This window comes from Domibacillus antri (genome assembly GCF_001936625.1).
GTDB classification, from domain to species: Bacteria; Bacillota; Bacilli; order Bacillales; family Domibacillaceae; genus Domibacillus; species Domibacillus antri.
This window is the reverse complement of the sequence record NZ_MSDU01000003.1, coordinates 193195-206820: the sequence shown is the minus strand read 5'-3', so window position 1 is coordinate 206820 and position 13626 is coordinate 193195. Positions and strand designations below refer to the sequence as shown.

At 42.9% G+C, this 13626-nt stretch carries 12 protein-coding genes; 6 read left to right on the top strand and 6 right to left on the bottom strand.

Translation table 11 applies throughout. The features are described from left to right. Positions 1-13: 13 nt before the first annotated feature. The 3 genes from BTO30_RS16795 to BTO30_RS01245 all read right to left on the bottom strand — a co-directional run bounded on the left by BTO30_RS16795 (position 14) and on the right by BTO30_RS01245 (position 3860). Entirely contained in the window at positions 14-1705 is a 1692-nt protein-coding gene (locus BTO30_RS16795) for a M14 family metallopeptidase (protein ID WP_083632231.1), read from the bottom strand. A gap of 223 nt (positions 1706-1928) precedes the next feature. Continuing rightward, positions 1929-3179 (bottom strand): efflux RND transporter periplasmic adaptor subunit, encoded by a 1251-nt coding sequence (locus BTO30_RS01250; protein WP_075396892.1) that lies wholly within the window; start codon positions 3177-3179, stop codon positions 1929-1931. An 18-nt stretch (positions 3180-3197) separates the two neighbouring features. Further along, entirely contained in the window at positions 3198-3860 is a 663-nt protein-coding gene (locus BTO30_RS01245; RefSeq protein WP_075396891.1) for a hypothetical protein, read from the bottom strand. Between the two features lie 228 nt (positions 3861-4088). Here BTO30_RS01245 and BTO30_RS01240 point away from each other — a divergent pair, with 228 nt between their 5' ends. From BTO30_RS01240 to BTO30_RS01230, 3 genes are all read left to right on the top strand, one after another. Continuing rightward, positions 4089-4643 carry a 3D domain-containing protein gene (locus tag BTO30_RS01240; protein ID WP_075396890.1) on the top strand — a complete coding sequence of 185 codons (555 nt, stop codon included), beginning with the start codon at positions 4089-4091 and terminating at the stop codon, positions 4641-4643. Positions 4644-4969: 326 nt separating this feature from the next. Next, positions 4970-5701, top strand: coding sequence for a LysM peptidoglycan-binding and 3D domain-containing protein (locus tag BTO30_RS01235; RefSeq protein WP_075396889.1), 732 nt, complete (start codon positions 4970-4972; stop codon positions 5699-5701). A 108-nt stretch (positions 5702-5809) separates the two neighbouring features. Then, a complete protein-coding gene (locus BTO30_RS01230; protein WP_083632230.1) occupies positions 5810-6460 on the top strand; it encodes a serine/threonine protein kinase in 651 nt (216 codons plus the stop codon). Between the two features lie 37 nt (positions 6461-6497). Here BTO30_RS01230 and BTO30_RS01225 read toward each other — a convergent pair whose 3' ends face one another. The 3 genes from BTO30_RS01225 to BTO30_RS01215 all read right to left on the bottom strand — a co-directional run bounded on the left by BTO30_RS01225 (position 6498) and on the right by BTO30_RS01215 (position 9369). Continuing rightward, complete coding sequence (locus BTO30_RS01225; RefSeq protein ID WP_075396887.1) at positions 6498-7625, bottom strand: M20 peptidase aminoacylase family protein; 1128 nt, start codon at positions 7623-7625, stop codon at positions 6498-6500. An 81-nt stretch (positions 7626-7706) separates the two neighbouring features. Beyond that, a complete protein-coding gene (locus tag BTO30_RS01220) occupies positions 7707-8849 on the bottom strand; it encodes an MFS transporter (protein WP_075396886.1) in 1143 nt (380 codons plus the stop codon). Positions 8850-8958: 109 nt separating this feature from the next. Then, entirely contained in the window at positions 8959-9369 is a 411-nt protein-coding gene (locus BTO30_RS01215; RefSeq protein ID WP_075396885.1) for a helix-turn-helix domain-containing protein, read from the bottom strand. A 183-nt stretch (positions 9370-9552) separates the two neighbouring features. On the opposite strand from BTO30_RS01215, the gene BTO30_RS01210 reads away from it, so the two are divergent. The 3 genes from BTO30_RS01210 (at position 9553) to BTO30_RS01200 (ending at position 13488) form a co-directional block, all read left to right on the top strand. Further along, entirely contained in the window at positions 9553-9975 is a 423-nt protein-coding gene (locus BTO30_RS01210) for a hypothetical protein (protein WP_143331887.1), read from the top strand. Positions 9976-10053: 78 nt separating this feature from the next. Beyond that, complete coding sequence (locus BTO30_RS01205; protein ID WP_075396883.1) at positions 10054-12045, top strand: penicillin-binding transpeptidase domain-containing protein; 1992 nt, start codon at positions 10054-10056, stop codon at positions 12043-12045. Between the two features lie 168 nt (positions 12046-12213). Then, complete coding sequence (locus tag BTO30_RS01200; RefSeq protein WP_083632228.1) at positions 12214-13488, top strand: C40 family peptidase; 1275 nt, start codon at positions 12214-12216, stop codon at positions 13486-13488. Positions 13489-13626: the final 138 nt, after the last annotated feature.

The window sequence follows — 13626 nt, the reverse complement described above, 5'->3', positions numbered from 1 at the left end:
CAGCGGCTCTTTGTTATTTAATCGTTTCGTTTGCGAGCAAAATCCCGATTGTGTTGTTTTGTTTCCATATACTTGAGAAATAGATAATTGGAACAGGGCGGTTTCCAACGTAAGGAGAAATTTCAATCGTAAGGCCCGGCTTTTTTTCGTTCTGAATGAACCAGTCCGTATAGCCGCCGCCGCTTGGATTGGATCGTGGCGCTACAAGGCTGTAGCCTGTTTTATTGCTAATTTTTTTTGCAATCGTATAATCGCGTGTTTTGCGTGCGCCGGATTGATGGAAATGCCAGAAAATAATTTGTCCGGAGCTATGGTAGGCAGCGCTCGCTTTGAAAGAATGCTTAAGTGTGAAATCATACATGGCTTTTGCTTCCGGTTCGCTCAGCGCTTTTGGCCCTTTATAATTTTGGGGTGACGGTTTTCCGGGGTTGCAGCAAATCGTCGACCATGTTGCGGGATATTGACGGTTTAAATCGACGCCGCGCACGTTTGCTTTCCACGCTGAAAAATTTGTTTTACCACCGTTTATTTTAATCACAGCCGCTTTATTTTTAGCGCTTTTGGCCCCGAGCTGGACAAGCGATACACCGTCCGGATTCACCATCGGCACGAAATAAATGGATGTTTTTTTCAAGATCGATTGAACAGAATAACCATTCATCCTGCCGTTTGTTTTATACAAATGTGCGTATTGATCAGCCATTTCCATCACGACGTTTGTTGTCATATGCTCGCGTGCGTGATGGGATGCGTTCACCAGCACTTCTTCTTTTCCAGTACCGAGTTTCAGCGCGTATAATTCACGGCCATCGACGGATTTACCGATGCTTTCAAGGGAAGCGATTTCCGGATGCCATTGAACGAGTTCCTTTAAATCTTTGACCATCTGGCTGTATGTAATCGTCTTAAATGGATCGATGTAATTACCCGTGTAAAGAGTCACATCGGATTTCCGGATATAAGCACTCCGGCCGCCAATGCTGATGATGTAATAGCTTCCATAGGAGGCGCGTGTTTCAAAAGTGAAGCCAGGTACAATCCGGGCCATGGCGGTTAACTGTCCATTTTTAGAATATAGCAATTCAGCTGTTTTCTTTGTTTGTGCTTTGTTTTTATATGCTTTTCCGGCCTGAATTCCTCCGGCCAGATCGGCTGTACGTAAGTAAGAAATCTCGGATTCTTTCACATAACCGGTGCTTGTGCCGAGTATGAAAGAGATATAGCCATTTTCCACGCCTTTTTTCTTCCATACTTCACCGGCCAAAAGACGTCCGATTTTGACCATCTTTCCATCCCGCTTTTCGTACAGTTCAGTATCCGTTTTTAATTGAAAGTAATTGCCGGATGTAAGAGGCGGTTCTTCAGCTTCTTTTTCCGGTATATCAGGCTGCGTTTCAGTTTCTTCTGGTTTTGTTTCTGCTTCCCCTTGAATCACCGCTGTGTCCGTTAAAAAGGACCGGTCAATAAAGCCGTTGATGCCATTCCATTCGACTTTTACTTTTTCTGAATTGTCCTGTATGACAAGGACATTCGTGCCGGCAGGAATGGGGGTGGTTATGATGGACTGTTCATCGGAACCGGCTGATTCTATCACTGTGTCGCTTGTTGTTGTCATAAAGACAGCGGTTTCAGCATTGGACAAAGCGGGTTTGACCGAAGAAACGGTCAACATAACAACAAGCAATACAAATATCCATTTTTTCATTTTCTTCCTCCATTAGTTTATAGTGGTTACTATTTTACCAGATTCATTGTAAAAAGAGAGGAAAGAATTCAAAAAATAGGGGATGTTCCATAAGAGACTGGTGGAAGGCCGAATTCACCAAAATCCGGTCAAAAGTGCAAGAAAACCCGCCCAAAATCAGAAAAACCGGATATAGAAATGAAGAAAGGCTGTCTCGAAGAATTTTTGAGACAGCCCCAATCGATTAAGATAAGACACCTATTAAAATATATTTCACTTTTTCAGTGCGGGATAATTCATTAAATGTTTTTTTCTTGATATGATCCGCATTAATCGGAGTGATAAATGGTCCTCGCTTCATAAGCAGCTCATGCGGATTAATGACGATCGCTTCGCCTGACATCACGCCTCCGGTCACTTCAAATACTCCATCAACCGTTAAGCCTGTTTCAATTGCACGGCGTTCTAAAGACCCGTTCTTATTCATAATAACGGCATATGTTTTATTATTTTTTTTCAAAATGGCGGTTCCCGGAATCGTCACAGCCTCAGGAGCTTCATTTGTCACGACCTTTACATGGGCCTTCAAACCAGGGTATAGATCGGCTGACTGCATGCCATTTAACTGAGCGGAAAAAGGATACAGGCTTTTTCGCTTTACAGACGGCTCTTCTTCAGGAAATTGACTGACGGTGCCGAGTGATCCTTCAAATTGTTCCGCGGTTGTATCTACAGACACTTCCACGCGGTCGCCCGCAGCTGCCTGCTGTACTTGTTTTTCATCAAACACCCCTTCAATCGCCGGGATGGAAGAGTTAATGATGAGAAGCGGATTGTTTAAGCTCGTATCAATCTTTTTCACATAGCCTTCACTCGTACTTTGGACTATGAGGTCATTTTTCCTTGCTTCCTGTGAAGCAATTAAGCGATCATACTTTTTTACTGCTTCCTGCAGTTTTTGTTTTTCTGTTTCCTGCTGTAAAATTTCCTTTTCGATCGTCGTGCTTGCATCGCCCGACGGAATAACCGTAATATCACCATTATCTGCTGATGTGTCAGACAATGCTTGTGAACCGTTTTCTTCGTTCTCTGCCTGTGACAATAAAATACGCAGCTGGCTTATTTGATTATCAATCAATGAAATTTGCTGTTCGGTTTGCTCTTTTTCCGCATTCAAATCATCTATTTCCTCATCAATCTTTGAGGAAGAGTATTCGAATAGAGGAGTGCCGGTCTCAACTGCATCGCCTTCCTCTACAAGGACCTGCTGAAGCGACCCAATGCTAGAATCGAAGTAAACAGGGTATTCAGTAGATGGAACGACAACCCCTTCCGCTGAAAACGATTGAATGACATCTCCTGTTGCGGCGCGGTCCCACTCCGTCAGCCACTCCGTCCGGGCAGCTTTACTGTCTTCTTTAAAGATTAAATACAAGTTCCCGGCAATGACGACAGTACTCGCTGCCAGACATACCCGCTTTTTTATTCTTTTCAATGTGTTCACCTCTTTCAATTAAAACAAGTTCTCAACATGAATCGATGTAAACAGTGTTGATAAAATCCATAATGCAAGGCCGACAAAGAAGACCATCAGAAAAACAAACCGGGCTCCTTTTGCTTCCGACGTACGTAAAAAGCGATATTGAATCACGAGAATCCATACTTGGAAAATCGTTATATAACTAAAAAATCGAATGGCAATGATATGCTCCGTTGCATACTGAGCGACGACACCAAGTGAAAAAGGAGAAGAATCGCGCGGAATGGAGAAAAAGATGTTCCATGCAATTAAAAGCGCATATTCAATTAAATAAATCGTTAAGGCGATACACTGTAAGCCAATTAACTTTTTAAAATCGATTTCAAGAAACGTCCAAAACAGCAACGCCGGGATGAAAATAAAGAACAATGGGAAGAACAGTCCCCACAATGCTGAACCTGCTGTAAAAAGCACTTTCAGCCATTCATATGTAGATGTATCGGATTCGGCCATATAAGTAGAAATGCTTTCGCCCTGTATGCCAAGATAACCGGCGAGCAGAGACAAGAGCACACTGCATAACAGCAGCAGTGAAAATTTTGTCCATAAGCCGCGAATCTTCTCAGCCTGGGACAGCTGATAAAGTTGATCATTTGAACGAAACAGCCCTTTAAAAAGCTGAAGCCGGTAAGCCATCATAAAATCTCCCATCAAATAGAATAAATAAACATCATTCTTCATTATATACAACTATGAACATAGGAACCAATAATAATTTATCAAAAATGGTATATTCAAAAGTTATCAGAATTATTAATCAATTGAAATATGAATGTAACATAACGAACATCCTAGTGTAATAGTCCTGAAATAGAAGCATGTTACAATCAATCTCGTGTTACAAAACTAGGAGGTAATTCAATCGTGAAAAAAATGGCAATGTCTATTCTGGCTGCAATGATGATTTTCACAGCTTCTGCGGCTCAAGCAGCGGCCGCTACTCACACCGTTAAAAAGGGCGAAACATTATACAAAATCTCGCGTCAATACGATACAACAGTTAATCAAGTCAAGAAGTGGAACAACTTATCTTCCAATCTTATTAAAGTAGGTCAAAAGCTAAAAGTAAGCGGCACATCAGCAGCTTCGAGCACGCCGGCTCCTGAAGAAACGGCTTCTTCAAATGTCGTAAAAGAATTGACAGTAAAAGCAACAGCGTATACAGCTTATTGCAAAGGCTGCTCAGGCATCACGGCAACAGGTATTAATTTAAAGAAAAACCCGAACGCAAAAGTAATCGCTGTTGACCCGAATGTCATTCCGCTCGGTACGAAAGTATATGTGGAAGGTTACGGGGAAGCAGTAGCCGGCGATACAGGCGGCGCGATTAAAGGAAATAAAATTGATGTTCACATGTCAACAAACCAAAAAGCAAAAAATTGGGGCGTTCGCACAGTGAATGTACAAATTTTAAAATAAATGATTTGAAAGGAGACTGACAGCCAGCCTCCTTTTTTATTTTATTACCATTCGTTTTATTTCAAATATATTACGAATTCAAGATAAGTGTTTTTTTGTAACAGTTATGTCATATTGACACATACAACCGTAACCTTCTTTTAAAAAAATTACATCCGGGGACGTGTTACAATGAATTTCGTTAGCGGAAAACGCAGGAAAGCGTTGGAGGCTTTTATATAAATTTTGCAATTGTCCCTACAGTCACAGAGAAGTACAGGTTTAAAGAATTCTTGCGTACGCATGCTGATCATGCCGGCGGGAACAATTCAGGAGGTTTTCTTATTATGAAGAAACAGATGATGGCACTTGCAGCAACAACAGTAATCGGTGGAAGCCTATTCGGCACTGCTGCATCAGCTAGCTCATATACAGTACAATCAGGTGACACACTTTGGAGCATTTCTCAAAAAAATGGAACAACCGTTGATCAATTGAAAGCAGCGAACGGCCTTTCATCAAATATGATTTACGCTGGCGAAACGATTCAATTGTCAGGTTCAAACAAGACAGCATCCGCTTCTTCTAACGGTACATATACTGTTAAAGCAGGCGATACATTATATAAAATTGCCACAGCACATGGGATTTCCGTTCAGTCATTAAAATCAATCAATGGTCTTTCATCAAACTTGATTTATCCTGGGGATAAGCTTTCAACTAACGGAAGTGCAAAAGCAGCAGCACCAACAGCAGCGGCTGCAGCACCAGCAGCACCTGCACCTCAAGGAAAAACGTTGACTGTGACAGCAACAGCTTATACAGCTGACTGCGCAGGCTGCTCAGGAATCACAGCGACAGGTATTGACCTTCGTAACGACCGAAACAAAAAAGTGATCGCGGTTGACCCGAATGTTATTCCACTTGGTTCACGCGTATACGTTGAAGGCTACGGTGAAGCGATTGCCGGTGACACAGGCGGCGCCATTAAAGGAAATAAAATTGATTTGCACGTGCCAACAACAGATGCGGCATACAGCTGGGGCGTACGCACGGTAAATGTGACAATCTTTTACTAATTTATGATGAAAAGACGTCTTCCCGCTCTGGGAAGACGTTTTTTGTCATGCAAATTCATCGATTTTATTGTGCCTGCTGTATATAATATAAGAAAGAAGAAAAGAGGAATGACGTTGAAACGATATAAAACATTAGCAGAAAGCGTACGGTTTCGAAGGGAGCATGGTACTTGGAAGCCCATTGCGCATGATGAATGTCTTTCGTTTGGCGGAGAAGGACGTAGTGCAGTTGTTTATCGTATTGAAGGGACAGATAAAGCGCTAAAAGTCTTTTATCCTGATAAAGTTCATATTGCAAAAGAAGAAGCGGATATTTACAAATTGTTATCCGGCATTTCCGCTTTTCCAGCACTTCATGAATCCGGCGGCACCTATATTGTCATTGACTGGATTGACGGCAAAACACTGTTTCAATGCCTGGAAGAGGGCATTGATATCCCGGTTGAACTCATACAGGAAGCGGATAAAGCAATTCTGGCAGCGAGAAAAAGAGGCCTAAATCCATCAGATGTTCACTTGAGAAATATTATGGTGGCAGATAGCGGGCAAATAGTCCTGATTGATGTGGCAAGGTTCCGGCAGACGAAAGACTGTATGAACTGGGAAGACTTAAAAACAGCCTATACGCATTTTTACACAAAGCCGTTTTTTCCGAAGCGTATCCCGAAGCGGCTGCTTAATATAATTGGTGTCATGTATAAAAAAAGGCTGCTTCCTATTTATTGGAGAAAAGCAAAAGGAATCATTCAGCACCCATAAAAAACCGCAGAGACGAATGTGTCACTGCGGTTTTTCATTATGGCCCGTTTTCTTCAGCGAGCGCATATTTCACACTGGCTGTCAGAGTGTCCGCGCCGATTTTAATAATACGGCGGTCAAATGTCATATTCGGATGATGCAGTCCCGGCGCCAGGTCTGAGCCAAGGCCCATCATCGCCGCTTTAATATGAGGCCGTTTAATAGTATAAAAGTGAAAATCATCGCTCCCCGGCGTAATAAGGGGATCAGCGAGTGCGTCGATGCCGGCTGTTTCAATAATTCCCTTGCGGAGAAACGCTTCCGCATCGGCTGATACTTCCGCTGCCGGCGTAAAATCCATCCATTCGTAATCAATTTTCACTTCATAAAGCTGACTAATCTGCTCAATTTTATGTTCAACCGCTTTTTGAAGCTCAAGCAATACTTTATTTCGCTGTGCGCGCACATCGAGGCCGAATTTACCTGATCCTGGAATAATATTTAAGCTTTGCCCGCCCGCTTCAAGGCGTGTCATTTTTGCGGAATACGGTTCAAATGGCGAAAAACAAATGGTATTCAGCTGCCGGCTTAACGATGACATTACTTCAATGGCATTAACGGCCTGATGCGGACGCGCGCCATGCGCATCATCACCGATAACTTTTCCGTTTAAAAAGGCCACGGCGCCATGATGGACAGATGGTGTGATTTTTCCGAATGGTACTTCTTCAATCGGGCGAAGATGAATGCCAAATAAATAATCGACATCATCCACAACGCCTTTACTCACCATTTTTAAAGCGCCGGTGCCTGTCTCTTCTGCCGGCTGAAAAATAAATCGGACTGTTCCGTTTGTCACTTCTTCTTTCAATTTTAAAATAGCACCGATTACAATCGACATGTGGGCATCATGTCCGCACGAATGATTGGCGCGGAATTCGCCGTTTACCTGCTGCCAGAGAGCATCAATATCAGCTCGTACAGCTACAACCGGAGATCCGGTCCCGATTTCAGCAATTAACCCGGTGCAGTCATCAAATGTGTAACATCTGACCCCTTCACTTTGAAGAAGACGTAAAATATACGCAGTTGTTTCTGTTTCTTTCCAGCTTATCTCTGGATGTGCATGCAAATGTTCGAAAATCTCAAGAAGTCTATTTTCAAATGTCGTTTCCGTTTGTGTCATCAGCAAGCCCTCCCACGGTAGTTCTTTCTATATAGTATAAGCGAAAACAACACGTTTGGGTTGGAAAATGACTGAAAATTCTTATCTTTTTCCTTTTAACATAAAAAAACTGATCAAAACAGCAGGCAAAGCGACGAATGACATACCCAAAAAGGCAAGCTGCGGCGACGTTTCATATAAATAACCGGCTCCGAATGTCAGCACAGCGACGCTCAGCCCCATACCGAGTGATGAGTAAACACCTTGTGCAGCAGGAATTTCCGAAGAATCAAACTCCTCATATAAAAGGCGGATAAATGCGTAATGCGCCAGACCGAATGTCAGCGCATGAAACAATTGCGCGAATAGATAAACAGTCACGGCCGGAAATAAAAACATCATGGTCCAACGAATAACAGCCGCAATCGCCGCTCCAAAAAACATGGCTGGAACACTAGTATGGCGCAAAAATCGGTCCGCCACACTGAAAAAGATAATTTCTGCAGCGACCGCAATATTTAATATGACACCGATCCATACACTGCTTACATCAAGATGCTGCAAATACAGCACGCCATAATTGTAATAAGCAGCATGAGCTCCCTGAATCAAGACACAAACCAAAAGAGCTGTAACAAATCGCTTCGAACGAAACAGCTGCCGCAATGGGACACGCCGTAATTCACCGCGCTCACGAAGAACAGGAGGGGTGTAATAAAAGGCCGCCCCAATCATGAAAAGCGTACTCGCAATGAACATATATAAAATCACTGCGTCTGTAAATACTGCGGTTGCCACACCAATGATTAAAACAGAAACGGTATAACCGATGGAACCCCACGACCGGCTTTTTCCGTAATGAATGCGATCGGTTTTCATTAACAGCGCGCCCATGCTGTCACCCATGGGCATCATGATCGGGTAAATAAAATTGAATAAAATCATGACAATGAGCAGCGCGGAATAGCTGGAAGCAGGAATGAACAACATGGCCGTCAATAAAGAAAGAACGGTAAACCATTTTAATAGTGTTCCTGAGGGATACTTTGCACTGAGCGCCGGAAAGGCAAAAAATGTTGAGACAGCCCGTACAAGAAGGCCGGCTGCGATAAGTAAAGAAGCCGCTTCAACGCTCATCTGTTTTTCGGAAATGAGCCATGCATTCCAATACGGCATAAAAATGCCCCAAGAAAAGTAAAAGGCGAAAAACGTGATGGAAAGCCAGAATTGTGCAGTATAAAACATCAAATCGTCCTTTATTTTGGTGTCATCTAACCATTATAGCGAAAAAGGAATCACTCCGCGGAGACAAAATAAAAAAACCAGTTCTGAATGGATTGGACAGAACTGTTTTTTACGTAACCGATAAATGGGCTTTGATCATCGCTGTAATCGCTTTTGCGTGCTTATCGCGGTCTTTTTTATTCATATAGGCTAGATGATACAGTTCCTTTTTTAAATTTGGATAATCGTTAAAAAGCTTCTCGAAAAAAAGGAAATCTTCCTCGAAAATTGATTTTTTATGCTCGCGGACAGACAGTGTTTCGTAGTCGATGCTGTTTTCAAACAGTGCCTGCATGAAAAGAGGCTTTGGAATTTGATAGGCATTCATCATCCGTACAAGCATGCTGCTCTCAATACCGGTGCCATCACGTTCATATTTGGAAATGCTTGACTGCGATATGTTTAATCGTTTTGCCATCTCCTGCTGAGAAATATTCAGCACATTTTTTCGATAATACCTCAATAATTCATTCAGCTGCATTCATGAAACTCCTCAGACTGTTTTTTTTTTTTTTTTACCGGTATTTTTTTGATGGAATACAGTTTTATGATGAAATGGAATTTTTAAAAAAATTCTTAAATGAGATAAAAGAATGAAAGGAAAATGGAGGAAATTGTCGAAAATCAAGTAATAGTTTCAAAAAATGGAAACGGGAGGCTGGAGATGGACCGGTCAAAAAGACGCACGGACGGAGCACTTGTGTTTTTAGTCGAACGAAATGCAGCTTGCTGTATTCGCATGATGACAATGTATCAAAAAGATCTCATTGTGGATACGGAATTTATGAAGCCATCCCCAGTTATGAATGAAGAATGGGTGCTTGGCGAAAGAGGAACAATCAAAATCATAGCTGCAGAGAGCGGCATCTTGAAAGAGTTGATGATCGACTACTGTTTGAAGAAAGGGTATATTCATGTCATTGCTTTGTCGCCGTCTTATTTATCTGCTGATACGATTTCTTCTATCGCCAGTCAATTTTTTATTCGAAAAGGGAATATTTTGCAGTTTTTGTCACCCCGGTCAATTAGCGGTAGTATCCTGCTTGAAAAAGAACGGGTCAGTATGATTACCATTCCAACAAAATAATGACCAGCAGCCTGCATTTTGATGGCTGCTTTTTTGCATCTGATATAATGTTCATGACATGGTAAAGGAGTGAAGAGGATGAAACAAATTGCCGTCTTGTTTTTACTGTTTGCGGTATTGCTGATTAGCGGATGCGGAGGACCAAAAGCGCCGGAAGACCGCTTTTCCTCCTATATTAACGCATGGAAAACAGGAAATTTTGAAGACATGTATACGTATTTTACGGAAGAAACGAAACAACAAATGAATAAACAGGATTTTATCGAACGATATGAAAAGTTGAATAATGACTTGGAATTAAGTGTGAAAGATATCGTCATTCCAGGAGATCAGGATATTCAAAAAGACAATGAGCAGACGGTGCGCTTGCCGTTTGCTGTTGACATGGATTCGGCTGCAGGCAATATTTCTTTTGAAAAAGAAGCGGTCATGAAGCTTGAAGAAACAGAGGATGGAGAAGAGTGGTTTATTGACTGGGATCCATCTTATTTTTTACCGGAGCTTGAAGAAGGAGATAAAGTCCGTATTCAAACACTTGAAGGAGAGCGCGGCCGTATCTTTGACCGGAACGGCAGCTCGCTTGCCGTAAATGGCACGGCCGTTCAAATCGGCGCAACAGCCGGTGAAATGGATGATGCCGGGAAAAAGCAGCTGGCTGGTGTGCTTGGCTTGTCCATCGAAGAGATCAATGAACAGCTGGCGCAAAGCTGGGTGCAGGATGGTTACTTTGTGCCGCTTAAAACGGTGGCTTCCGGGGAAGATGCCCTTGTTCAAAAAGCAACGGCGATTCCAGGCGCAACCACTTCTTCCAAGGCCGTTCGTGTCTATCCATATGGACCGTCAGCCGCTCATTTAACAGGCTATGTCGGTGAGATTAACGCGGAAGAATTGAAGGGAAATAAAGGATACAAAGAAGGAGATCAAATTGGAAAACGAGGTCTCGAACAGTTATTTGAAAAAGAGCTGAAAGAAAAAGACGGAGTACAAATCTTTATTGAAAAAGAAAAAGAAGAACCGGTCATTATTGCGAAAACGGAGCCGAAAAACGGAAAAGATATGCAGGTGACGATCAATGCGGAACTTCAAAAATTAATGTATGCCAAAATGGGCGGGGAAGCGGGTACAGCATCGGCTGTTAATCCGAAAACAGGAGAAGTGCTTGCAGCGCTCTCATCGCCATCATTCGATCCGAATGAATTTTCGCGCGGAATTTCCGGTGAGCGGTATACGCAGCTGCAGGACGACCCGCTTCAGCCGCTGTTGAATCGATTTGCAGCTGCGTATTCACCGGGTTCAACCATTAAGCCGATTACGGCAGCTGCCGCAATAAGAGCAGGAAAGCTTGATCCGGCGTCCGGTAAAGAAATTGCAGGGTTACAGTGGCAAAAAGATTCTTCATGGGGCAATTATTATGTGACCCGTGTCAGTGAATCAACAGCGCCTGTTACACTTGAGTCCGCACTTGTGGCTTCCGATAATATTTATTTTGCAATGGCTGCTCTCGATACAGGAGCTGAGCAGATGAAGAAAGGACTGGAATCGTTCGGCTTCGGTGAAGAATTCCCATTCACCTATCCGCTGCGTGCATCTCAGCTGTCTAACAGCGGTGAGTTTGACAGCGAGATTTTGCTTGCTGATACCGGGTATGGACAGGGTGAGGTGTTAACAAGCATGACCCATCTTGCTGCCGCTTACGGCACATTCTTAAATGAAGGAAATATGATGAAACCGATTCTTTTGCTTCATGAAAAACCATCTGTCTGGAAAAAAGATCTTGTGACAAATGAACAGGCAGCGATTATACGAAAAGGACTGCGCGGTGTTGTCGAAAATGGTACGGCGAAAGCGGCAAATGTAGAAGGAATGGCGATTTCCGGCAAAACAGGCACAGCTGAAATAAAGTCCGAACAGGGAACAACAGGAAAAGAAAACGGTTTGTTTGTCGCATACGATGCAAATGAGCCTGATTTTGTCATCGCATTACTCGTGGAAGATGCCGCAGGGCAAGGCGGCAGTAAAGCAGCAGTCAATAAAGTAAGCGACTTTTTTGTCGAATGGAAGAATTATTAATAAAAGTTAAATATATGGAAATTTGTAAATCGATCATCATAAAAACCATATTATTTTATGAAACTATACTACCATTTTTTTCTGTGAAGAAGGAATTTGATAAAAGGGGGCGAAAATGATGTCGTAATAGAAGAAACAACACGGTAAAAAGAAAGTGGGGAGCGGTTGATGAAGAAAACGGTTGTGTCGCTGACAGCGGCTGCTTTTATTTCAACTGGGGCGGCAGCTGTTGCGGATGCTTCGGAACTTTATAAAGTAAAAGAAGGAGACACGCTATTCAGCATCGCTAATCAATATAAGATAACCGTCGTTCAATTAATGGAAATGAATGATTTGCAGTCGGATCGTCTTTCGATTAATGATAAACTGATGATCCCGGCAGAAGGCAAAACGGAAGAAACGGCTGCCGTGCAAATTTTAGAAACAAATAAACAATTGAAGGAAACGGCCGTCGTTTCCGCGGCATCTGTTTCTTCGTACACGGTGAAAAGCGGCGATTCACTGGGCACGATCGCATCCCGATATAAAACAACGGTCGCTTCATTAAAACAGTTGAATGGTTTAAAATCGGATATTATTTATGTCGGTCAAAAGCTGAAAGTGAACGGAAAAGCACCGGCTGTCACAGGAGCAAAGCCGTCAACTGCGAATAAGCCGGCCACAACCACATCAACCGGTACGTATACAGTAAAAAGCGGTGATTCACTGGGAGCGATTGCATCCCGATATAAAACAACAGTTGCTTCGCTGAAACAATTGAATGGCTTAACATCGGATGTCATCTACGTTGGCCAAAAGCTGAAAGTAAGCGGACAAGCACCAACGCCTCAGCCAACATCAACGAGCAGCAGACCGGCGGCACCAACGACGAACAGCGGCACATATACGGTGAAAAGCGGCGATTCACTCAGCTTAATCGCTTCCCGTCACGGCATGACAATCGCTGCATTGAAACAAATGAACAGCTTAAAGTCTGACATTATTTTTGCCGGACAAAAATTGAAGGTTGCAGGGGTGTCAAAAGAAGGCTCGCCGTCTGTCAATCCGGTAAAAGTGAGTAATCCGTCTTCCGGTTCGTATTCAAGCGCCAGCCTGCTCAGCGTCGCAAATTCACTTCTCGGTATTCCGTATGTCTGGGGCGGTTCGTCACCGTCCGGTTTTGACTGCAGCGGATTCATTTACTATGCGTACAAGCAGGCGGGGAAAAATGTAAGCCGGACAAATACAGAAGGTTTTTACAACCGATCTTACGAAATTTCGAGTCCGAAAGCAGGGGATCTTGTTTTCTTCAGCAATACGTATAAAGAAGGTATTTCCCATATGGGCATATATATAGGCGGAAATCAATTTATCCACGCGAGCTCTTCGCAGGGAATCGTGGTTTCAAGTCTGAGCAATTCCTACTTTGCATCGAAATTCGACAGCTTTAAACGATTTTACTAATGAAAAAAAACGGCTCACTTCGAGGCCGTTTTTTTTCATTCATTTTACTCTTTAGTAAGAATGTGCATGTACTGGAGACAGCTTAAAATAATACTATAGTTCCTTTTTAGATGCAATAAGCCAGTAGTCGTACTCATT

Coding starts and splice junctions, on each gene's coding strand:
- BTO30_RS16795 (WP_083632231.1), bottom strand. CDS start 1,705: ATGAAAAAATGGATATTTGTATTGCTTGTTGTTATGTTGACCGTTTCT.
- BTO30_RS01245 (WP_075396891.1), bottom strand. CDS start 3,860: ATGGCTTACCGGCTTCAGCTTTTTAAAGGGCTGTTTCGTTCAAATGAT.
- BTO30_RS01220 (WP_075396886.1), bottom strand. CDS start 8,849: ATGTTTTATACTGCACAATTCTGGCTTTCCATCACGTTTTTCGCCTTT.
- BTO30_RS01230 (WP_083632230.1), top strand. CDS start 5,810: ATGACGTTGAAACGATATAAAACATTAGCAGAAAGCGTACGGTTTCGA.
- BTO30_RS01235 (WP_075396889.1), top strand. CDS start 4,970: ATGAAGAAACAGATGATGGCACTTGCAGCAACAACAGTAATCGGTGGA.
- BTO30_RS01200 (WP_083632228.1), top strand. CDS start 12,214: ATGAAGAAAACGGTTGTGTCGCTGACAGCGGCTGCTTTTATTTCAACT.
- BTO30_RS01225 (WP_075396887.1), bottom strand. CDS start 7,625: ATGACACAAACGGAAACGACATTTGAAAATAGACTTCTTGAGATTTTC.
- BTO30_RS01205 (WP_075396883.1), top strand. CDS start 10,054: ATGAAACAAATTGCCGTCTTGTTTTTACTGTTTGCGGTATTGCTGATT.
- BTO30_RS01215 (WP_075396885.1), bottom strand. CDS start 9,369: ATGCAGCTGAATGAATTATTGAGGTATTATCGAAAAAATGTGCTGAAT.
- BTO30_RS01210 (WP_143331887.1), top strand. CDS start 9,553: ATGGACCGGTCAAAAAGACGCACGGACGGAGCACTTGTGTTTTTAGTC.